The organism is Bacillus sp. 522_BSPC (assembly GCF_001076885.1).
Taxonomy (GTDB): domain Bacteria; phylum Bacillota; class Bacilli; order Bacillales; family Cytobacillaceae; genus Niallia; species Niallia hominis.
This window is the reverse complement of sequence record NZ_JVDT01000037.1, coordinates 1-22838: the sequence shown is the minus strand read 5'-3', so window position 1 is coordinate 22838 and position 22838 is coordinate 1. Positions and strand designations below refer to the sequence as shown.

The following is a 22838-nucleotide window of genomic DNA, read 5'->3' as shown; positions in this document are numbered from 1 at the left end:
GATGCTAAACCATGACAAAGTAACTAGGTAATCAGCATCATTCTTTTTTAAATTTTGTGATAAATCTATCAGGTCTTTGAAAAAGCATTGACGAGCTGGAAAAAGATGATAAAATAAAGAAAGAATCTAAATGATAATGAAAATCATTTACGACTAAGTAGGGGAGTGAGGAAAGAGAGTAGTATTACTCAATAGCATGATGAAAATAAAGTATTTATTTATATTGTTAATAGTCTTATCTACCATCTCCCTATTTGTTGGAGTCATTGATATTAACCCAAAAAATATTTTTCATTTAACAGCAGATCAAAAAGAAATTCTTTTGATTAGCAGATTTCCACGCCTAATCAGCATTATCATTGCCGGCGTTAGCTTAAGCATTTGTGGCCTCATTATGCAGCAAATATCGAGAAATAAATTTGTTTCTCCTACGACAGCTGGTACGATGGACTGGGCAAGGTTGGGGATATTGGTCGCTCTAATGCTTTTTACAGGGGAGAGCCCGATTATAAAGATGACAATCGCATTCGTATTTGCACTTGGTGGTACATTTTTGTTTATGCGAATACTGAATATGATTAAATTCAAAGATGCTATCTTTATTCCATTAATTGGTCTAATGCTTGGAAATATTGTAAGTTCCATTACCACTTTTTTTGCGATGAAATATGATTTAATACAAAATATGTCTTCATGGTTGCAAGGAGATTTTTCCTTGATCATGGCAGGGAGATACGAGCTTCTTTACATAAGTATTCCGGTAGTAATTATTGCCTATCTATATGCTAATAAATTTACGATTGCTGGAATGGGTGAAGACTTTTCCATTAATCTTGGACTAAATCACAAAAGAGTGGTGAATATAGGATTAATCATCGTTGCACTAGTATCTTCTGTTGTATTACTGACAGTAGGAATGATTCCATTTCTTGGCCTAATTATTCCAAATATTGTTTCTTTATACCGAGGAGATAATTTAAAAAACAGCTTAACGCATACAGCATTACTTGGCGCAGTATTTGTATTATTCTGTGATATTCTGGGTAGAGTGATTATTTATCCATATGAAATTTCGATTGGTGTGATGGTTGGAGTCATCGGAAGTGGTATCTTCCTGTATTTACTTTTAAGGAGAAAGACTTATGAAGCAGCCTAAGATAAAACTTATTGTACTGGCCATTATAGCGATTCTACTAATTACTATATTCATGTTAATCAAAGTCAGTAGCAATAATTGGGAATACGTCATTCCACGCAGAGCCATAAAAATTGTAGCCATTCTTTTAACTGGTGGCTGCATTGCCTTTACTTCGATGGTATTTCAAACCATTACAAATAACCGAATATTAACGCCAAGTATTTTAGGGTTAGATTCCCTTTATCTATTTATTCAAACCGCTGTTGTTTTCCTTTTTGGCTCAAGCACGATGACGATGATGAATAGCAACATAAACTTCTTAGTGTCTGTTGTATTAATGGTTCTTTTTTCAAGTATCCTTTATAAGCTTTTCTTTAATAGAGAAGACCAAAACATTTTATTATTACTGTTAATTGGAATTGTAATGGGGAGCTTTTTCTCTAGTGTTTCATCCTTTATGCAAGTATTAATTGATCCAAATGAGTTTCTGATTATTCAAGATAAAATGTTTGCAAGTTTTAATAATATAAATACCAATATTTTAACGATCAGTCTTATTATTGTAGCAGTAGTGTCTATCTATGTTACAAGATATAGTCGCTTCTTTGACGTCATGTCTTTAGGAAGAGATCAGGCTATTAACTTAGGGATTGATTATGAGAAGGTAGTGCGCAATATGTTAATTGTAGTATCTATCCTTGTATCTGTTGCGACGGCATTAGTTGGTCCAATTACCTTTCTCGGGTTACTGGTTGTCAACTTAGCTCGTGAGTTTTTGAAAACATATAAGCACAGTACCTTGATTACTGGATCTATTCTATTGAGCATTATTTCTTTAGTTGGTGGGTTACTGATTGTAGAACGAGTATTTACATTTTCAACAACTATCAGTGTGATCATTAACTTTGTAGGTGGAGTGTATTTTATCTATTTATTACTAAAGGAGAGAAGAGCATGGTAGAGGTAAAGAACATTACGAAACAATATGGTGGGAAAAAAGTGCTTGATAATGTTTCTCTTTCTGTAGAAAAAGGAAAAATCACTTCTTTTATTGGACCGAATGGCGCTGGGAAAAGTACATTGCTTTCTATTATTAGTCGCTTAATTAAAGCAGACAGTGGAGATGTCATTATAGATGGCCAGCATATTGATAAAGCAAAAAGCAATGACCTTGCAAAGAAAATTTCTATATTAAAACAAGCAAACAATATCAATCTTCGCTTAACAATAAGAGAGCTTGTAAGCTTTGGGAGATTTCCTTATTCACAAGGAAAACTGACAGATTTAGATGAAAAAATGGTAGATGAAGCCATTAAGTATATGGAATTAGAGGATATGCAGCATAAATACTTAGATCAGCTAAGCGGTGGACAAAAGCAAAGAGCTTATATCGCAATGGTAGTTGCCCAAGATACAGAATATATCCTTTTGGATGAACCGCTAAATAATTTAGATATGAAGCACTCTGTGCAAATTATGAAAGTGCTAAGAAGATTAGTAGAAGAGCTGGGAAAAACGGTAGTAATTGTTATCCATGATATTAATTTTGCATCTGTTTATTCAGATAATATCGTAGCATTAAAGAATGGCAAAATCGTCAATGATGGACCAGCTAAAAAGATAATCAATCGAAAAGTATTAAAAAGCATTTATGAAATGGATATGCAAATTGAGGAAATTAATAATCAACGAATATGCGTTTATTTTGCATAGAAAAAGATTCTGCCTATTGATAAATGATTGGTTCATTGTAGAAAAGAAGCTAATGGTGGAAGAAAAATAGAAAGGGGGCAGTGTAATTATGGCTGACTTAACTAAGTCCCTTCGCCAGAAGAAACCATAATAACACTACCATTAGAATTAGCAAAATCCCTAATCATTCTAGGAAAATGAGGAAGGAAAGATGCTAATAATACCTTATCATAGGGTATTCTGTCTTTAAATGCAATGTATTCAATTTAATTTATATATTAAATTTATAGAGGTGTTTATCGAATGAAGAAAAAGCTTTCCCTATTATTATTAACATTCGTTCTTGCAGTATTAGCTGCATGTGGCAATACAGAAAAATCAAATGCAGAAGCAGATTCAAGTAAGAATAGCGAAGAGCCGGCAGAAATTAAAGTAACCCATGAATTAGGGGAAGACACAGTTCCGGTCAATCCTAAGAAAGTTGTAGCTTTTGATTTTGGAGTTTTAGATACATTAGAAAAATTAGGAATAGAAGTAGCGGGTGTTCCACAAGCAAACATTCCCCCATATCTTTCTAAATATGAAGATTCAAAGTATGCAAATGTAGGAAGTTTAAAGGAACCAGATTTTGAAGCAATTAGTGAATTATCACCAGATGTTATTTTTATCTCTGGAAGACAGTCAGCTGCTTATGAAGAATTGAAAAAAATTGCTCCAACTGTATATGTCGGTGTTGATACAACAGACTATATGAATTCATTTAAGCATAATATGAATCTTATTGGCGATATTTTTGATAAGAAACAAGAAGTGGCAGATGAACTAGCAAAAATTGAGGAGGATATTGCTGCCATTAATGAAAAAGCAAAAACGATAGATGGTAAATCATTAATCGTATTAGTAAATGACGGAAGCTTAAGTGCTTATGGGAAAAACTCTCGGTTCGGGATTATTCATGATGTATTAGGCTTAGCTCCAGCAGATGAAAATATTGAGGCATCTACACATGGACAAAAGGTTACATTTGAATATCTAGCAGAAAAAAATCCAGCTTACTTATTTGTCATTGATAGAGGAGCAGTTGTTGGTGGAGAATCTTCAGGTGAGAAGACGCTTGATAATAAGTTAGTAAATGGCATTGATGCAGCTAAAAATGATCATATTATCTATCTAGATCCAAATTACTGGTACCTATCAGGCGGAGGACTGCTATCAACAAGTGAAATGGTAAAAGAAATTTCAGAAGCGATTTCAGAATAAAGAAGGAGAATCCAGTAAGTATGCTACTTGCTGGATTCTTTTTTGTGTAAGGATAAAACAATTTTGCAAGGATATAGAACCATTTTCAAAAGATAAAAATGCTAGCTGATAGTTGCTTTTTTAGCGACTTCCATCCAAAATAAAAGAAAGATGGGAAGATTTCATCGAATAGGAGGATCTACATTTTATGACGATTAGATTTGGAATCATCGGCACGAATTGGATTACAGAATCTTTTATTGAGGCGGCTAGTGAAATAGCAGACTTTCAATTAACAGCGGTATATTCTAGAACGGAAGATAAAGCAAAAACGTTTGCTGATAAGTATCGGGCAGATTATACATACACAGATTTAGAAGAAATGGCAAAAAGCGATACAATCGATGCTGTATATATTGCTAGTCCTAATGCCTATCATGCAGAACAGGCTATCGTTTTTTTGAAAAATAAAAAGCATGTTTTAACAGAGAAAGCGATGGCTTCTAATGCACGTGAAGTGAGACAGATGATGGAGGTTGCCAAGGAAAATAATGTCTTATTAATGGAAGCATTAAAAACAACTTTCCTTCCTAACTTTCAAGTTATTCAAGAGAATTTACATAAAGTCGGAAAAATCCGTCGTGCTTTTGTAAGCTATTGTCAGTATTCTTCACGATATGATGCTTATAAAGAAGGAACGGTATTAAATGCATTTAAGCCAGAATTATCAAATGGATCACTAATGGATATTGGTGTTTATTGTCTTTATCCAATGGTACTTCTTTTTGGAAAGCCAATGGAAGTAAAAGCAAATAGTTTCTTATTAGATTCAGGGGTAGATGGAGAAGGAAGCATCATTTTAAGCTATTCTGATATGGATGTACTATTGATGTATTCAAAAATAACGAATTCCTATATTCCATCCGAAATTCAAGGGGAAGAAGGAAACATATTAATTCAACAATTCAGCACACCTACAAAGGTAGAATTTATCCCGCGTAAAGGGGAAAAAGAGGATTTGACGGTTTCACAAAAGCCAGCTTCGATGTATTATGAGGCGAAGGAATTTATTGAATTGATTAAAGCGGGGAAAATAGAATCTTCTGTGAACACTTATGATGTTTCTTTAACGGTTATGGAAATTATGGACGAGGTAAGAAAGCAAACAGGAGTTGTTTTTCCAGCAGATAAACAGTAAATAAGCAAATAAATCTAGTCATTCATAAGGAGAGAAGATTCATGACATTATATGGTGCGATTGAAGCAGGCGGAACAAAATTTGTCTGTGCAGTAGGAGATGCAAAAGGGGAAATTAAAGAACGAATTTCCATTCCAACGACGACCCCTGAAGAAACAATGCCAGAGGTAATTGCCTTTTTTAAAAGGTTTCCTATTGAAGCAATTGGAATCGGGTCATTTGGTCCAATTGATGTGGATAAAAATAGTCCTACTTATGGAAATATCACAACTACGCCTAAACTAGCTTGGAAGGACTATTCATTATTAAAAGCAATAGAGGATGAATTTTCTGTTCCAACTGGTTTTAATACAGATGTAAATGTTGCTGCGCTAGGAGAGGCAAAGTTAGGTGCTGCTAAAGGAGTAGATAATTGTTTATATATTACCATTGGTACAGGCATTGGTGCTGGTGCGTATGTTAATGGCGAATTATTGCAAGGTTTGACACATCCAGAAATGGGACATATTTTAGTCAGAAGACATCCAGAAGATATGTACAAAGGGAGATGCCCCTACCATGCAGATTGTTTAGAAGGGTTAGCTGCAGGACCAGCAATTGAAGAAAGATGGGGCGAGAAGGCTATTCATTTAAGTGACAAGGAAAGTGTATGGGAAATGGAGGGCTATTATATTGCACAGGCACTCATGCAATATATCCTTATTCTATCCCCTAAAAAAATCATCCTTGGCGGAGGTGTTATGAATCAGGAGCATGTGTTAACACATGTATATCGCCATTTGAGCGAACTTTTAAATGGGTATGTTTCCTATCCAGAAGTCCAAGACAAGATGAATGAATATATTGTTAGACCAGGATTAGGAGATAATGCCGGCATCACAGGAGGGCTACTTCTCGCAGAAAAAGTATTGAAAGAAAGTAAGGCAGAAGTTAACTAAATAAGTTAATTTAGTAGACCATTTAAAGGAGGAATCTTTTAGATGGTCTTTTTTGTGTCTATGTGCAAATGTCTTTTTTAAAATATGAACGAACTATTTCCTAACCTTTAACAATCCATTAAATAGGAAGGTAAGCTATTGCTTCTATTAGTAAAAGCGGCTTTAATTAGTAAAAAGCAGATAAAATAGGAGAGTACTTATGGATATTTTAGTAATAGAAGATAATAAAAGTGTTTGTTCCATGCTGGAAATGTTTTTTATGAAGGAGGGCTTTCAGGTAACCTTTCTTTCTAACGGCTTGGAAGGATATAAACATTTGAAGCAAAATAAATATGATATGATTATTTTAGACTGGATGCTTCCAGATTTAGATGGTATAACAGTTTGTCGCAAAATAAGAGAAACAGATAAAGAGACACCTATTATTATGTTAACAGCAAAGGATGGGGAATCAGATCAAGTACTTGGGCTAGAAATGGGAGCAGATGATTATGTTACAAAGCCCTTTAGTCCACTAGCCTTAATTGCAAGAATAAAGGCAATTTGGAGAAGAAAGTCTAATGAAGAAGATGGAAGCGGAAATGCAATTATTAAAGTAAATAAAGAAACGAGAGAAGTATTGATTGATGATCGACCAATATTGGGATTAACACCAAAAGAATTTGATTTACTTTCATTCTTTGTTCAGCACCCTAAACAAGTGTTTTCCAGAGAACAGATATTACAGCAAGTATGGGGATTTCAGTTTTATGGAGATGATCGTACGGTTGATGTCCATATTAAAAGACTCAGAAGAAAAATAGGAAGAGATAGTCAGCCCTTTTTACATACAGTATGGGGTGTAGGATATAAATTCGATGAAACGGTGGTAGTACATGAGAATTAAATACATCTATCAGCAGCTAATAAGTCATTTAAGTGTCATTCTGGTGGCACTATTAGTATTAAGCTTGGTTTTTTCCCATTATATAGAGAAATTAGTATTTTCGATGAAAGCAGATGAATTACAGGGCTATGGATATAATATTGTTCAAGATGTTCAAGGAGCGGATCTATGGTCTGCTTCCACGTATTCAACTTTATTACGTTATTCCGAAGAGCTGAAGGGGACAGGAATAACGATAGGCATATTTAATACACAACGAAACCGGATTTGGTCTTTCGGAAAAGATTTGGATATCAATATTACTACGGCAGAGTGGGATGAAATAAAAGACGGAAGTAGCACGGTTATTAAGCCTAGTACAAGAAGAGGAGATCAAGAGGTAGCACTTGTTGCGATTCCATACTCTGTTAATGATGTTGTTGTGGGTGGAATTATTTTAACATCTCCTCTTGTAGAATCGAAAGAAATGATTCAAGAAATTAATCGCTATTTGATTTATATTCTCTTCTTAGTTTTTGCAATTGCTTTATTAATGAGTTTCATTTTTTCAAGGGTGCATGTTAAGCGGATAAAAAAGCTCCAGGAAGCTACAAGTCATGTTGCAGAAGGGGATTATAGTGTAAAAGTATCATCCTCTACTTTTGATGAGATAGGGGAACTAGGTCAAGATTTTAATCAGATGGTAGATAGACTAAGAGAATCAAAAGAAGCAATAGATGCGTTAGAAAATCGGCGCCGACAATTTATGTCTGATGTTTCACACGAATTAAAGACTCCTTTAACAACGATAAGCGGCGTGATTGAGGGCTTAAATAATAATATGATACCAGAAAATGAGCGGGATAAAGGACTCAAACTAATTAGCCAAGAAGCAAAAAGACTTATCCGGCTAGTAAATGAAAATCTTGATTATGATAAAATTCGCTCCAATCAGATTGTTTTAATGAAGGAATTCATTTCCCTTGAAGAAGTTTTGGAGATTATTTATGAGCAGCTATCCTTTCTAGCAGAGGAAAAGGATGTAAAAATCTATGTAGAAGTCGATCACGATGCGGTAATTTATGCAGATTATGATCGTTTAATCCAAATCTTAATGAACATTACGAAGAATAGCATTCAGTTTACTGAAAATGGAAGCATTTGGCTGAGTGGCCGAATGGAATCCGACAGAACAATCATTGAGGTTAAGGATACTGGCATTGGAATAGATGCGCATGAAATAGAAAATATTTGGAAGAGATTTTATAAAGCAGATCTCTCAAGGACGAATAATCCATATGGAGAATTTGGACTTGGTTTATCGATTGTTAAACAATTAGTGCAGTTCCATGAAGGGGATATTCAAGTAACGAGTGAAAAAGGGAAAGGAACAACCTTTACCATTTTCTTTCCACTTCCACAGGAAAAGTGACGGTGCTAAATTCATTTGTATAGCATAGGCTGAATGGGGCTCATTGTTGCGAGTCACTTAAGTTCTAATATCCACTTAGCAGAAAAGCTAGAGATTAGTACTCAAAGGATATTTAGGAGGAATGGAATTGTTCCGAAATTCTTCTATGTCTTTTCAAATTTTGTTCATAATTTATTCATATATATTGGTTACTATGTATGTATAAAGACGTTAATTGAAATGAAAAGAAAATAAATTAATGGAAATAATTGTTCGAAATTAGAAATAGGAGGAGAACAAAAGATGAGTGATTATGAAAAAAGAAATGAATGGGAGAAAGAACTGCCAGAAGATAATCAACTGAACTTAAATACAGATGATTCTTCTGAAAAGAAGCAAGAACAAGCAAATGAGGAGGAGCCAAAACTTAAAGAGGAAACAGATATGCGACAAGAATCAGAACAGCCTATTTTATCTTCTGATATAGATGAACATATCCGTCTTGATAAAGAAGAGATGGAGGAAGTGAAAGCTACGGAACAAGCAATCGCAAGTTCAACTGAAGAAGGTAGAACAGAAAGAGCCCAATTCAATAGTAAAAAAGGTAATTCAAAAGCAAAAGGTTTCTTCTCTTTGTTGGCAGCAGGTATAGTAGGTTCCGCCTTAACTTTTTTTACAATTCCATATACTGATTTGTACAATGATTCTTATGATAAGCTGGAAAAGCAAGTGTCTGACCTTTCTACTAAAGTGGAAAGCAAGCAAACAGGAGCCATTACAGCCAATACAACAGCCAATACAACAACTAGTGATGGGACAGTAGCTATTGCTGATATGGTAGAAGCTTCTTCTAAAGCAATCGTTGGAATTGAAAACCTTCAACAGCAACAGTCAAATCCATTTTCAGAAGAATCCAGTGATGTGGAGTCTGGGTCAGGTTCTGGCATAATTTTCAAAAAGGATGATCAGTATGCATATATTGTAACAAATAACCATGTTATTGAAGGGGCAAATTCATTAGAAATCTCTCTATATAGTGGAGAGAAAACGGATGCAAAATTGATTGGCGCAGATGCTTTAACCGATTTAGCTGTCGTAAGAATTGATGCCAAATATGCAACAGATGTCATTAATTTTGGAGATTCTTCTACACTAAGACCTGGAGATCAAGTATGGGCAATTGGTAATCCCCTTGGCTTAGAGCTATCTAGAACGGTAACACAAGGAATTGTTAGTGCGGTAGAACGAAGCATAACGGTTAATACATCTGCAGGCGATTGGGAATTCAATGTAATCCAAACAGATGCAGCGATAAATCCTGGTAATAGCGGAGGAGCTCTTATTAATTCTTCAGGAGAGGTAATAGGGATTAACAGTTTAAAAATTGCTGATTCTGGTGTAGAAGGATTAGGATTCGCAATCCCAAGTAATGATCTTATACCAATAGTAAATGATATTATTGAAAAAGGAAAAGTAGAGCGACCATATCTTGGGGTAGGATTAGCGAGCTTAGAGGAAGTTCCTAGAATGTATTTACAAGACCTACCAAACGAGGTTTCAGAAGGAGTAATGATTACAAATATTGATTCGAATTCTGCTGCTGCAGAGGCGGGCTTAAAAGTACAAGATGTGATTGTCTCTATTGATGGGAAAAAAATCACGAATTCAACCGATTTGCGTAAATATCTTTACACAGAAGTGAAAGTAGGAGACAAAGTCGAGTTAGAATTCTATAGAGATGGTAAATCGCAAAAAGTGGAATTAACATTAACAAGTAATAATACAACAAGTTAATCGACACGTTTCATGTGAAACATAAAAAAATTGTCGAAAAAATTCCATCTTATTTTAAAGGTAGGATGGAATTTTTTTAAATCTGTTAATAATTTCGTCATAATTATATGATAATATAATGTAAGAGTTATAATGGGGATATGCTCGTTATATCCAAAATTTTGTGCAGAGAGGATTTTAGCTTAATATGAAAAATAAAAAGGTTCTTATTCCTATTTTAGCGGTAGTACTAGTAGCGTTAATAATAGGAGCGGTTTATTTAACACAGCGAAGTGAAACGGTTGCAACAGTAGATAAGGAAAAAATTACGCAAGAACAATTAAATGAAGAGCTAAATAAGCAATATGGCGCAAGTGTATTAAGTATGATGATTTCTAATAAAGTTGTAGATCTGGAAGCTGATAAGGAAAAAGTGAAAGTAACTGATAAAGAAATCCAAGCAGAATTGGATAAGATGGTTGAACAATACGGTGGACAAGATACCTTTAATACATTATTAGCTCAAAATGGATTAACAGAAGATGTGTTTAAAGAGCAAATTGAGCAAAATTTAAAAGTAACAAAAATTCTTGAGCCTTCTATCGAAATCACAGATGATGAGATTAAAACATACTTTGAAGACAATAAAGAAAGTTTAGACACACCAGAGCAAGTAGAAGCAAGCCATATTTTAGTAGAAGATGAAGAAACAGCTAAAGAAGTGAAGAAGAAGCTAGATGAAGGTGGAGACTTTGCTGAATTAGCGAAAGAATATTCAACCGATACACAAACAAAAGAGAGTGGTGGAGAATTAGGTTATTTCTCTTCAGGACAAATGGTTGAAGAATTTGATAAAGCTGCTTTCGCTATGGATGTAGATGAAATTAGTGATCCAGTGAAAACAGATTATGGATATCATATTATTAAAGTTACTGGCAAACAAGAAGCAAAAGAAGCAACATTAGAAGAGTCAAAAGATCAAATTAAAGAAACATTATTAGATCAAAAAGTACAAGAGCAAGCTAGCACTTGGTTATCGGAGGCAACTGCAAAATATAAGATTGAAAATAAATTAGAAGCTGATGCTGAGTAAATAAAGAGGTTGTGACATAAGTGTCCTAGCCAAAAATTAGAGCCAAACAATTACACGAAAATTTTCGTATAGTTGTTTGGCTTTTTTATGAGCTTTTTTTAATAAAGTGGACTAATATCAACATTCGCAGGCAGCTCAAATGGGTTCTTACCATTGATATGATCAAAAAATAATATCCCATTTAAATGATCTATTTCATGCTGAAAAACGATTGCTTCATAATCCTTCAATTTAATTTTTACTTCTTCCCCATTAATAGTATAAGCTCGAACGGTTATTCTTCGGTAGCGCGGAACATAGCCTACGATTGGTCGATCAATGGAAAGGCAGCCTTCGCTTTCCGGTATAAAGGTCATGGCAGTAGAATGACTAATTATTTTTGGATTAATGAGCATAAATTCCAACGGTTCGCCATGTTCTTGTTTTATATATGCGGCAAACATTCGTTTATTTAATCCAATTTGATTAGCTGAGAGGCCAACACCAGCCCGTAATTGATATTTTTCTGATAGGACAGGATCCTGACTATTTTTCAAGTATTGCAACATGCATTCAAGCTCTTCTCGATCCTCTTTCGTAGGAGGAATCGTAACTTCTTTTGTTTTTTCCCGAAGGATGGGGTCGCCTTCTCTTACGATATCCTCCATTTTTATGATGTAATCTTTTGTAAATTTACTCATGTAATAACTCATCTCCACAAATATTGTATATAAGTAAAATAGCAGAAGGTAGTTAGTATGTCTATTCGTAAAGCATATAAGTAGGTAAATTTGAGTTTTTTGATGGAAAGGTTCTAGCAACAAAACGGTGATAATTTTAGTAGAAAGCTTACATATAAAACAATGAACAGGAAAGGATATAAAAGATATAAAATAATTATCTAAAATGGAAAGGAAGAATAAAATGAAAAAAATGATGCTAATAATGCTAGCTTTTGTAGTAGCATTAACAGGCTTTGGTTCATTGACTAGTGCAGCTCCATCCCCGGCAACACCAGACAAAAAGGAAATATCTCAAGAAGATACACAGTTTTTAAAAGAAATGGCAAAAAGTCTTGGCATTAAAACAGAAGGAAAAGATCCTATTGCAATAAAAAAAGAAATTCATGAGGTATTAATAAAGAAAGAGGCAGAAAAATTAGGAATCAAAACAGAAGGAAAAGATATACAAAAGATAGCGATGGAAGTACATACTGCTCACTTAAAGGAAGAAGCAAAATCGCTTGGAATTAACACAGAAGGAAAAGATGGCAAAACATTGATGAAAGAAGTATTTGAGGCGAAAATTTCGAAAAAGGCTAAAGAGTTAGGAATCGATACAAAAGGAAAGAATATGCAGAAATTGGGTAAAGAGGTTCACGAAAAAATGATTATGGTGGAAGCAGAAAAGCTGAAGATCAAAACAGAAGGAAAGGATTTAAAGCAAATTGCTGATGAGATAAGAGATTCACAAATTATTAGTAAAGCGAAAGAGCTAGGGCTAGATACGAAAAATAAGGAGCCAAAAGAATTATTAAAGGAAATGATGATTAAGCATCCTGAGGAAGTGAAAAAGTTAAAGCTATTTCCATCATATGGGCAACATTTCATGTTTAAAAAGCACCATAAAATGAAACGAGAAGACTAAAAATCAAGCGGAAAAATCACTTATAATGTCAGGTGGTTTTTCTTTTTTATTTATACGTTCTATATATTGAACATATAAACAGGTTACAATTTTTCAAAATTTGGGAAAAGAATAGAAAAAACCAATAATATACAATGTTTGGGCAAAAGGATATTTTCTCCAAAAAAATAGGAAAGGTGACTAAGTGTTCAATATATTGAAATGAATCCTTTGACCTATTAACATACAGAGTTTTGAAACGTTTTATCTATTTTTCAAAAAAAAATAGATAAATACATGTTATTTTCCTGAAGGATTAGTATGCTTAAATTAGCAGACTTAATCAGTAATAATTTATTAATTGAAAATTTACACAAAAATTTTCATAGAAATAGGAAGTAATTATTTAAGGGAAAGAAATCTGTTAAGTACCTGCAGTAAAATGGGAGTAATAGGAGGAATAAAGATTGAAACAATATTCCAAACTACGAATTACGGAAAAAGATGATAATATTTATAAGGCACTGTGTGATTTGTATAAGGAAAAAGGGGAAAAAGTAGGGATTGGACCTACTGAGATTGGAATAAGAGTTGGAAGAGATTCTTATGATGCTTCTGCGTATTGCAATGCATCTTTAAAAAAGCTAATTCATTTCAAAAAAATAGAAAAAGTAGATAGTGGAAAATACATACCAATCGATTAAAAACAGCTGTAGGAAAAACGAGTAAGAGGGAATTTTTCTTAAAAGGGTACCATGGGATAATTGGAGGCGTTATTATTCATAATTTATGGATAATCTCATCGACAACGTTCTTAGAGTGGTAACCTAATTAAGGGGAATTCTTTTTTGTTTTTTGGGAAATTAATCTAACTAGAAAGTTGCTAAGTATGTATTTTTTTGTAAATAAAAAATGATGAAATACAACAAAAAATGATTGCATGTTATACAAAGTATTGTATAATAATTGGGTAAAAGTAAACTTTAAGTTTATAAATACCAAACTTTTGTGTCTTTGTGTTTACTATTTCTAAACAAAAAGTAGGTTGAATGATGGAAATTGGCAAAAAAATAAAAAATTTACGGTTGAAAAAAGGACTTACACAAGAAGAATTAGGGGAACGAACGGATTTAAGTAAAGGGTATATATCCCAGCTAGAGAGAGATTTAAGTTCTCCTTCTATTGAAACGTTTTTTACTATTTTAGAAGTATTAGGATGTACACCAAAAGAATTCTTTGATGATGATGAACGAAAGCAAAAAGTTATATATACAGAGGACGATATCACCGATTTTTTTGATGAGGAAAAAGGCTATCGCATTCAATGGCTAGTACCAGAATCGAATGAAAAGGAAATGGAACCAATCCGGTTATTCTTTTATCAGCATGGAGAATTTAAACAATTTGAACCATCTCTATCGGAAACATTTGCCTATGTAGTGGAAGGCGAAGTATTGCTTAAATTAGGAAAGCAAGAGTATAAGGCAAAAAAAGGGGAATCTATTTATTATCATGCTACAGAAGAACACCAACTAGTGAATTTAGCAGATGGTGTAACAGAATTGATTCTCGTAGTTACCGAATCTTACTTATAAGGAAGGATTTTTTTGCTAATAAAATACTGTTTACTTTAGATTTAGCTGCTTTGTAAACAGAGGGAGCTTTAAAGACGATAAAGGGCTGTCAACAGCAATCTTACAAAATAATAGATAAAGAGGAGGATATTATGTCTGAGCAGCATATTATTCGATTTGAAAATGTAACAAAAAGTTATGATCAAGATACAACTGTTCTAAAGAATGTAAGCTTTGAAATTGAAAGAGGTAAATTTTATACCTTGCTTGGACCATCTGGCTGCGGGAAAACGACTGTTTTACGGTTAATTGCCGGATTTATGGAACCTACAGATGGAAATATTTACTTTAATGGGAAGCAGATTAATAAAATTCCAGCCAATAAGAGACAAGTAAATACAGTTTTTCAGGATTATGCGCTTTTCCCCCATTTAAATGTATTTGAAAATGTGGCCTTTGGTCTGCGCATAAAAAAATGGAAGAAGCAAGTAATTGAAAACAAGGTGAAAGAAGCGCTTCGTTTCGTCAATTTAGAAGGCTATGAGAATAGAGAAATCAGTGAAATGTCTGGTGGGCAGAGACAACGTGTTGCTATAGCTAGGGCCATTGTAAATGAACCAGAGATTATTCTTCTAGATGAACCATTATCCGCATTGGATTTGAAGCTTCGCACGGAAATGCAGTATGAACTTAGAGAATTACAAAGAAGATTAGGTATTACCTTCATCTTTGTTACACATGACCAAGAAGAAGCATTGGCGATGTCGGATGAAATCTTCGTTTTAAACAAAGGACGAATCGAGCAAAGTGGAACACCAATAGATATTTATGATGAACCAATTAATCGCTTTGTTGCAGATTTTATCGGTGAATCCAATATTGTTCCTGGATTGATGAAAAAAGATTTTATTGTCCATTTTGGAAGCAAAACGTTTGATTGTGTGGATGGTGGATTTAATGAAAATGAAGCAGTGGAAGTAGTAATTCGCCCCGAGGATTTAGAAATTTCATCTGTTGAGGCAGGAAAGCTAAAGGTAAAAGTAGACTCTCAATTATTTAGAGGAGTCCATTATGAGATTTGTGGCTATGATGAAGACGGAAATGAGTGGCTTGTCCATTCCACAAAGAAAGCTACTGTTGGAACCGAAATTGGTCTTTACTTTGAGCCAGAAGCCATTCATGTTATGCGACTAGGAGAAACAGAGGAAGAATTTGATAAGCGACTAGAAGCGTATGAGGGTGTAGTCAATGAAAAGTAATACAAAATGGTATACTGTCCCATATTATCTTTGGATTGCACTCTTTGTCATTGCCCCAGTTGCACTGGTTGTCTATTATTCATTCTTTGATATTGAAGGGGCATTTACGTTTGAAAATTATCAGAAGTTCTTTACACCTGTTTATTTAAAGATGACATTAAGTTCCTTTTGGTATGCATTTTTAATCACATTCTTTTCCTTGCTAATTGCATATCCTACCGCTTATTTATTGACGAAAACAAAGCATAAGCAATTATGGCTGTTATTAATTATATTACCTTCCTGGATTAATCTTTTATTAAAAGCTTATGCTTTTTTAGGGATATTTGGAACACATGGTGCAGCAAATCAAATGCTGGACTTTCTGGGAATAGGCGAGCAACAGCTATTATTTACAGACTTTAGTTTCCTATTTGTAAGTGTATATATATTTATACCTTTTATGATTCTTCCTATTTTTAATGCATTAGAGAAGTTAAATCCTAGCCTAGTTGATGCTTCCCAGGATTTAGGAGCATCTTCTTGGACGACGTTTAAAAAGGTAATATTCCCACTTACAATAAATGGAGTGAAATCAGGGTGCCAAGCTGTATTTATTCCGGCTTTATCACTATTTATGATTACACGCCTAATTGCAGGTAATCGTGTGATTACATTAGGAACTGCAATAGAACAGCATTTCCTTATTACACAAGATTGGGGAATGGGTTCAACAATTGCTGTATTTTTGATTATTAGCATGATTATTATCATGGTTCTTACAGGGAACAGAAAGAGAGGGGTATAAAAATGAAAAAGCTATCAAAATTATCTGTTCTCTATTTATGTATTGTTTTTGTCATTTTATATGCTCCAATCTTTTATTTAATCTTCTATTCCTTTAATAGTGGAGGAACCATGCATGATTTCGATTCCTTTACATTTGATTGGTATAAAGAACTATTTCAGGATACAAGATTACTAGTGATCGTTTTAAATACGATAATAATTGCCCTTTTATCTGCAGCAATTTCAACCATTATAGGGGTACTTGGAGCGATTAGTATTTCCATGATGAGGAAAAAGGGTCTTCGAAATTCTATTTTATCCTTAAATAATGTTCTAATAGTAAGTCCAGACGTTATTATTGGTGCGTCTTTCTTAATTTTCTTTACTATCATTGGAATTAAACTAGGTTTCTTTTCCGTACTATTATCACATATTGCCTTCTCGATTCCGATTGTTGTCATTATGGTATTACCAAAGCTAGAAGAAATGAGCCCAACTTTAGTTGATGCAGCATTAGATCTTGGAGCAAGTTGGAAGGATGTTCTTACAAAAGTTATCATTCCTTATATCTCACCGGGGATATTTGCTGGATTCTTTATGGCGTTGACATACTCCTTAGACGATTTTGCTGTAACATTCTTTGTAACTGGTAATGGATTTACGACGCTGTCTGTGGAAATCTACTCTTTAGCAAGAAGAGGTATTTCTTTAAATATAAATGCATTATCAACCTTGTTATTCTTATTCACGCTGCTTCTTGTAATTGGCTATTATTTCATTACGCAACGTGTCAATAAAGCTTCGCAAGCGGGGGTGAGAAAATGAAGTCTCTAATTCGCGGATTAATTACTATCTTTGCACTGTCTTTCATTCTTTTATTTATTGTTAATCAATTAAATTCAAGCAGAGGGTATACAAGTGGTAATACATTGACAGTATATAACTGGGGAGATTATATCGATGCAGATTTAATTACTAAATTTGAAGAAGAAACAGGAATTAAGGTTATCTATGAAACCTTTGATTCCAATGAAGCGATGATGACAAAAATTCAGCAGGGAGGAACAAGCTATGATATTGCGATTCCCTCTGAATATATGATTGATAAAATGAAGGAAGAGGATTTATTAATTCCGATTGACCATGCTAAAGTTCCTAATTTGAAAAACATAGATAGTCGATTTATGAATCTATCCTTTGATCCAGACAATAAATTTTCGATTCCGTACTTTTGGGGAACAGTTGGAATTGTCTATAATCCAACGATGCTTGGTGGAAAAGAAATTACTTCTTGGAATGATTTATGGGATAAAGATTTAAAAAATGAAATTATGCTTATAGATGGTGCCCGTGAAATTATGGGGATGAGCTTAAATAGCTTGCATTACTCTTTAAATGATAAAGATCATGAGCATTTGAAGGAAGCAAAGGAAAAATTAGATATGTTAACGCCGAATGTAAAAGCGATTGTTGGAGACGAAATTCGAATGCTCATTGAAAATGAAGAAGCATCTATCGGTGTCTTATGGTCTGGAATGGCAGCTGAGATTATGTGGGAAAATGAAGAGGTAGAATATGTTGTTCCAGAAGAAGGCTCTAATCTTTGGTTCGATAATATGGTTATTCCCAAAACGGCAAAGAATGTGGATGGAGCTCATCAGTTTATTAATTTTATGCTGGATGCCCAAAACGCTGCGCAAAATACAGAATATGTTGGCTATTCAACCCCAAACAAGGCAGCGATGGAATTTTTGCCAGAAGACATTACTGGGGATGAGCGCTTCTATCCTGATGAAAAAATGACTTCAAAATTAGAAGTGTATGAGAACCTAGGTCATCGTTCATTAGCGGAGTATAATGATTTATTCCTAGAGTTTAAAATGCATCGAAAGTAAATAATGGAAAGAAAACAGTTCGCTAAACTATAGTGAACTGTTTTTTACTTCTAAAGGGATGTTAATCTGTATCCCCTTTATGTGAAAACAGCTTATTAAACAATTTCTCTACATTTTTGTATGCAACCTGACTATACGGAAAATACTAACGGAAAACAAGGTGGGTTATAAAATGAAAAAAATAATATGGTTCTTGTGTTTTCTTTCCTTTCCGTTAGGGATTTCCGCACAAGAGGTGGATTCCTCTAAGAATCAAGTGAGAAAGGAACTTGCAATCGTTATTGATGATTTTGGTAATAATATGAAAGGAACAGATGAGATGCTCAACTTACCTGTTCCCATTACGGTTGCTATTATGCCTTTTCTTTCCACAAGTAAAGAAGATGCTATTCGTGCACATAAAAAGGGACATGAAGTAATTGTTCATCTGCCATTAGAACCGAAAAAAGGAAAAAAAAGCTGGCTTGGACCTGGTGCTATTACAACAGATTTATCAAATGAGGAAATTAGAAAGCGAGTTAAGGGTGCTATAGAAAGCATTCCTTATGCAGTGGGAATGAATCATCATATGGGGTCAAAGGCAACGGAAGATGAAAGGGTAATGAGAATTATCCTAGAGGAGTGTCATAAGCATAATCTTTACTATTTAGACAGTAAGACAACAAATAAAAGTGTTATAAAAGAGTTAGCAGAGGAACTCCATGTACCTTATTTAGAAAATGATCTCTTTTTTGATCATATTTACACAAATCAGCATATTGCTAAACAAGCTAGTAGGTTAGCCAAAAGGCTAGATAAGGAGCAGGAGTTTATTGCTATTGGCCATGTAGGAATCTCTGGTCCTTCTGTAGTAAGTGTTTTAAAAGAATACATTCCAGTCTATCAAAAGGATGCTGATATTGTACCGCTTTCTACACTAGTAGAAGGCTATGAACTGCTTGATACTGATTTACCATAAGAAAAAGAGCAAAATCATCACGCTATATCGAAATCGATATATAACGCTGATTTGTACTCTCTTAATTAGATTAAACTATGAAACGGGTTTCATAACAATAGCTGTTTTTGAAAAAAATGACAAAATACATGTTGCTTTATAGAAAAAGGAGACAGACCGTTTTTCTAGTCTGCCTCCTTCTTTGCAATGTATTAATTATTTAGAGAATTATCATCATTTGGTTTTTGGATAGATGTTTGATCGATTTTTGTATCTAGTTTATCCAATCTTTTTTTGGCAAAGTCTTTGCCTCCGAGACCAAATGCTAATCCAAATGCTAAAGCAAGTCCGCCTAGGATTAGGATAAAGGCAGAATTCACAATAGAAGATGCTACCCCTAATTGGTCAAGTGCCATAAAAACGGAAATGGTAATGATCGCATATTTTGCAATTACCGGTAAAAGCTTGAAGTGAGCGCCTTGTAAAACACTGCTTAACAATTTCTGGACAAGATAGCCTAACCATAAGCCTACGCCAATGATTACTATTGCAGCGAGAACCATTGGTAAATAAGCAATAACAGCAGTTGATAAGGTTACTAAAAATTCTAGTCCTACTATATTTAATGCCTGTACTGCTAATAAGAAAACAATCAGGATTTGTACGATAGAACCAATAATATTTGAAATACTAGTATTAGGGTTAATTCCCATTTTTCGTACATAAGTATCTAGACTAAGCTTTACCAATAAGGTAACAACCATTTGCTTTACCCATTTTCCTATCCAAATGCCTACTAAGATGAGGATAATGGCAATAGCGATATTCGGAATCATTGTTAATATATCATTTAACATGTTAATAGCTGGCTGGGAGATTCCTTGAATATCTAACTTCTCAAGCGCTGATATAACAGTTGGGATGAGAATGAAAATAAATACAATGTTGCCAATAACAGAAGATAGGCTTACATTCTCTAAAAGCTTGCTTATGCCTAATCGATTAGCTAAAGAATCTGTACCAATTGTTTGTAAGAAGTTTGTTAGAATGGTACGAACAATCTTTGCAACAAACCAACCGACTAAGACGATTAGTGCAGCTGCTAGTAGCTTTGGTAAAAAGGCAAGTATGTTTTGAAGCATATTGGCAAATGGTTCGGAAACACCATATAAATTTAGTGCATCTAATACTGCAGGTAAGAATAACAATAGGACTAAGTAGAAAACAATATTTGCGACTTTATCCATTATATTTTGCGGGTTATTCTTTTCTGTAAGATTCCATTTTTGCAGTTTCTCATGGACCTTTAAGGTAGATCCTGTTTTTTTAATAAGGAATTTTAACCCAGTTGCGATGATCCATGCTACCACAAGAATCAATCCGGCTTTTAGAATATTAGGAATAGCTCCAAGTATAGAGGACAGCATATTCACTAATGGAGAAGTAATAGCCGTTAAATTTAAAATATTAAAGAATAGGGAAAAGACGAAAACCAATAACAAGTAAAACACGATTTTACTAATAATTTTTTCAGATGAATATTTTCGTGGTTTTCCTTCTGGGAAAATTTTATCATCCAATTTTGTTTTCTGTAGTCCTTTATATAGGGCTTTTTCAATAATTTTAGCAACAATCCACCCTATGATTAAAACAACCACAGCTAAAATAAAATCTGGTAGCTTGTCCCAAAAGGAATTCCAATTCCAATTATAGTTCATATCCTTCACTCCTTGTTTTTAATTTATACTACTAATACCCAGCGAGTGAAGGATTAAACGTTGTATATAATAGAGCTTCTAATCAAGAATATATATAAAAAAAGAGAAGAGCTTAATGATAGCCTTCTCATTTAGGGTGCAATATTTTTTGTTAATAGGTTTATTTTAGGGCTTTTTCTTCAAAATCATAAAGGCAATCATTACTACCTACCATGATTAGAATATCTCCTTTAAGGATTACTTCATTTGCCGATGGAGAGACGATTGTTTCTCCTGCTCGCTGGATGCCAATAATTGTACAGCCATATTTTGCACGTACGTCTAAGTCTAAAATGGATTTATTATGTATTTTAGCTGAAGCCACCATTTCGACAATTCCGTGTTCTTTCGAAAGCTGAATATAATCAATCATACTGTCGGAAATAACGTGATGGGCAATTCTTTTTGCCATATCCTGTTCCGGATGAATCACACGGTCAGCACCAATCTTCTCTAAAACACGTTTATGATATACATCTGCTGCTTTTACCCAAACTTGGCTAATGCCCATTTCTTTTAAAAGCATAGTAGTAAGGGTGCTAGATTCTACATCATCTCCAAATGAAACAAAGGCATGATCAAAGTTTCGAATACCGATTTGTGTTAGTGATGCTTCGGTAATATTCGTCATTTGTACGCAGAGTGTAGCGAATGCTCGATATTTTTCCACTTTTTCCAACGACTGATCGATTGCTAATACTTCTGCTCCCATTTTATGAAACTCTTCTACTAAACTGCCACCAAAGCTGCCTAGTCCTATCACTACAAATTGTTTTTTCATACTTACCCTCCTAGGGATGAAAAAATACATACTTTGCCATCATTATACTTTTTTATAGAAAAGAAATAAAATAATTTTTCTTTTTTGATAGGGAAAATAGTATTGGGGAAGAGGGGTTTCCTTCCAAATAAAAACCACTTTTTCGTTAGAAAGAAAAAGTGGTTTAACTATGTTTATTCAGAAAGATACGCTGTTAACATCCATAAATGTTTCTCAATTTTGCCAATTAGATCGACTGCTAAATCATTTGTAATTACATCTTCTAATTCATCTGCATGTTCTGCTAATGCTTTTAATTGTGTGTTAATTTGGCTGTAATCTTCTACTAAAGATTTTACCATTTCGTTGGCAGTTAGTTTCTCTGTACTTTCTTTTAATGTTGAAGTTTCGATAAATTCTTGTAATGTTGAAACAGGTTTTCCACCAATTGCAAGAAGGCGTTCTGCGATTTCGTCTACTGCTTCAGCAGCCTCGTCGTACAATTCCTCAAATTTTTCATGAAGTGTGAAGAAAAAAGGCCCTTTTACATACCAGTGATGTTGATGAAGTTTTGTGTATAATACGCTCCAGTTAGCAATTTGTACGTTTAGTTCTTTTTGTAATTCAACTTTTGTTTGTAATCCCATTTTAACAAACTCCCTTCGATTGATTATATATTAATTATAACAAATATTAATTTAAAATCAATATTTATTTATAATTATTACAATTTATTTTTAAAACAAATGAAAAACGCTTGTCATCTCAATAGGTGAAGGAGGGGGTAGATTTTTACTTTTTATTTTTTGTTGTCCTATAAAAATTTATACCCCAATTAGACCGGAAAGGAAACAAAAGGAAGAAAGAATTCATTAAATGGACATATTTAAAAGAGGATGGGACAAAACTAAATAACTAATCTTTAAAGACGAACAA

General features: G+C 33.9%; 22 protein-coding genes. 18 read left to right on the top strand and 4 right to left on the bottom strand.

The window, feature by feature from the left end:
- Positions 1-199 precede the first annotated feature (199 nt).
- The 10 genes from ADJ83_RS03415 to ADJ83_RS03370 all read left to right on the top strand — a co-directional run bounded on the left by ADJ83_RS03415 (position 200) and on the right by ADJ83_RS03370 (position 11347).
- Positions 200-1156 carry an ABC transporter permease gene (locus tag ADJ83_RS03415; RefSeq protein WP_048716902.1) on the top strand — a complete coding sequence of 319 codons (957 nt, stop codon included), beginning with the start codon at positions 200-202 and terminating at the stop codon, positions 1154-1156.
- Positions 1143-2099, top strand: a complete 957-nt coding sequence (locus ADJ83_RS03410; protein ID WP_048716895.1) for an iron chelate uptake ABC transporter family permease subunit — start codon at positions 1143-1145, stop codon at positions 2097-2099. The genes ADJ83_RS03415 and ADJ83_RS03410 overlap by 14 nt, the downstream gene beginning before the upstream one ends.
- On the top strand, positions 2093-2851 hold the full coding sequence (locus tag ADJ83_RS03405) for an ABC transporter ATP-binding protein (RefSeq protein ID WP_048716892.1): 759 nt from the start codon (positions 2093-2095) through the stop codon (positions 2849-2851). The genes ADJ83_RS03410 and ADJ83_RS03405 overlap by 7 nt, the downstream gene beginning before the upstream one ends.
- A gap of 282 nt (positions 2852-3133) precedes the next feature.
- Complete coding sequence (locus tag ADJ83_RS03400; RefSeq protein WP_031536252.1) at positions 3134-4090, top strand: siderophore ABC transporter substrate-binding protein; 957 nt, start codon at positions 3134-3136, stop codon at positions 4088-4090.
- Positions 4091-4277: 187 nt separating this feature from the next.
- The gene (locus tag ADJ83_RS03395; protein WP_048716889.1) at positions 4278-5267 is read left to right on the top strand and encodes a Gfo/Idh/MocA family protein; all 990 of its coding nucleotides are present in this window, start codon (positions 4278-4280) and stop codon (positions 5265-5267) included.
- A gap of 41 nt (positions 5268-5308) precedes the next feature.
- Positions 5309-6205: an ROK family protein gene (locus ADJ83_RS03390; protein WP_048716886.1), complete on the top strand. Its 897-nt coding sequence runs from the start codon at positions 5309-5311 to the stop codon at positions 6203-6205.
- A gap of 199 nt (positions 6206-6404) precedes the next feature.
- Entirely contained in the window at positions 6405-7091 is a 687-nt protein-coding gene (locus ADJ83_RS03385) for a response regulator transcription factor (protein ID WP_048716883.1), read from the top strand.
- On the top strand, positions 7081-8502 hold the full coding sequence (locus ADJ83_RS03380) for a sensor histidine kinase (protein WP_048716880.1): 1422 nt from the start codon (positions 7081-7083) through the stop codon (positions 8500-8502). The genes ADJ83_RS03385 and ADJ83_RS03380 overlap by 11 nt, the downstream gene beginning before the upstream one ends.
- A gap of 282 nt (positions 8503-8784) precedes the next feature.
- Positions 8785-10275, top strand: coding sequence for a S1C family serine protease (locus ADJ83_RS03375; protein WP_048716877.1), 1491 nt, complete (start codon positions 8785-8787; stop codon positions 10273-10275).
- Positions 10276-10462: 187 nt separating this feature from the next.
- Positions 10463-11347 (top strand): peptidylprolyl isomerase, encoded by an 885-nt coding sequence (locus ADJ83_RS03370; protein ID WP_031536259.1) that lies wholly within the window; start codon positions 10463-10465, stop codon positions 11345-11347.
- A 98-nt stretch (positions 11348-11445) separates the two neighbouring features.
- On the opposite strand, the gene def is transcribed toward ADJ83_RS03370, so the two are convergent.
- Complete coding sequence (gene def / locus ADJ83_RS03365) at positions 11446-12027, bottom strand: peptide deformylase (RefSeq protein ID WP_031536260.1); 582 nt, start codon at positions 12025-12027, stop codon at positions 11446-11448.
- 223 nt (positions 12028-12250) lie between these two features.
- Here def and ADJ83_RS03360 point away from each other — a divergent pair, with 223 nt between their 5' ends.
- The 8 genes from ADJ83_RS03360 (at position 12251) to ADJ83_RS03325 (ending at position 19406) form a co-directional block, all read left to right on the top strand.
- The gene (locus ADJ83_RS03360) at positions 12251-12973 is read left to right on the top strand and encodes a hypothetical protein (RefSeq protein ID WP_048716873.1); all 723 of its coding nucleotides are present in this window, start codon (positions 12251-12253) and stop codon (positions 12971-12973) included.
- 446 nt (positions 12974-13419) lie between these two features.
- Complete coding sequence (locus tag ADJ83_RS03355; protein ID WP_031536262.1) at positions 13420-13656, top strand: hypothetical protein; 237 nt, start codon at positions 13420-13422, stop codon at positions 13654-13656.
- Between the two features lie 348 nt (positions 13657-14004).
- Positions 14005-14547: a helix-turn-helix domain-containing protein gene (locus ADJ83_RS03350; protein ID WP_031536263.1), complete on the top strand. Its 543-nt coding sequence runs from the start codon at positions 14005-14007 to the stop codon at positions 14545-14547.
- 131 nt (positions 14548-14678) lie between these two features.
- The gene (locus ADJ83_RS03345) at positions 14679-15785 is read left to right on the top strand and encodes an ABC transporter ATP-binding protein (RefSeq protein WP_031536264.1); all 1107 of its coding nucleotides are present in this window, start codon (positions 14679-14681) and stop codon (positions 15783-15785) included.
- Positions 15775-16572, top strand: coding sequence for an ABC transporter permease (locus ADJ83_RS03340; RefSeq protein ID WP_031536265.1), 798 nt, complete (start codon positions 15775-15777; stop codon positions 16570-16572). Before ADJ83_RS03345 ends, ADJ83_RS03340 begins: the two co-directional genes overlap by 11 nt.
- A gap of 2 nt (positions 16573-16574) precedes the next feature.
- Positions 16575-17378: an ABC transporter permease gene (locus tag ADJ83_RS03335; RefSeq protein ID WP_031536266.1), complete on the top strand. Its 804-nt coding sequence runs from the start codon at positions 16575-16577 to the stop codon at positions 17376-17378.
- Positions 17375-18448: an ABC transporter substrate-binding protein gene (locus tag ADJ83_RS03330; protein ID WP_031536267.1), complete on the top strand. Its 1074-nt coding sequence runs from the start codon at positions 17375-17377 to the stop codon at positions 18446-18448. The genes ADJ83_RS03335 and ADJ83_RS03330 overlap by 4 nt, the downstream gene beginning before the upstream one ends.
- Before the next feature lie 172 nt (positions 18449-18620).
- Positions 18621-19406: a divergent polysaccharide deacetylase family protein gene (locus ADJ83_RS03325; protein WP_031536268.1), complete on the top strand. Its 786-nt coding sequence runs from the start codon at positions 18621-18623 to the stop codon at positions 19404-19406.
- A 191-nt stretch (positions 19407-19597) separates the two neighbouring features.
- On the opposite strand, the gene ADJ83_RS03320 is transcribed toward ADJ83_RS03325, so the two are convergent.
- The 3 genes from ADJ83_RS03320 to ADJ83_RS03310 all read right to left on the bottom strand — a co-directional run bounded on the left by ADJ83_RS03320 (position 19598) and on the right by ADJ83_RS03310 (position 22549).
- The gene (locus ADJ83_RS03320; protein ID WP_031536269.1) at positions 19598-21103 is read right to left on the bottom strand and encodes a mechanosensitive ion channel; all 1506 of its coding nucleotides are present in this window, start codon (positions 21101-21103) and stop codon (positions 19598-19600) included.
- Positions 21104-21263: 160 nt separating this feature from the next.
- Positions 21264-21923, bottom strand: a complete 660-nt coding sequence (locus ADJ83_RS03315; protein WP_031536270.1) for a potassium channel family protein — start codon at positions 21921-21923, stop codon at positions 21264-21266.
- A gap of 173 nt (positions 21924-22096) precedes the next feature.
- A complete protein-coding gene (locus tag ADJ83_RS03310; protein WP_031536271.1) occupies positions 22097-22549 on the bottom strand; it encodes a Dps family protein in 453 nt (150 codons plus the stop codon).
- Positions 22550-22838: the final 289 nt, after the last annotated feature.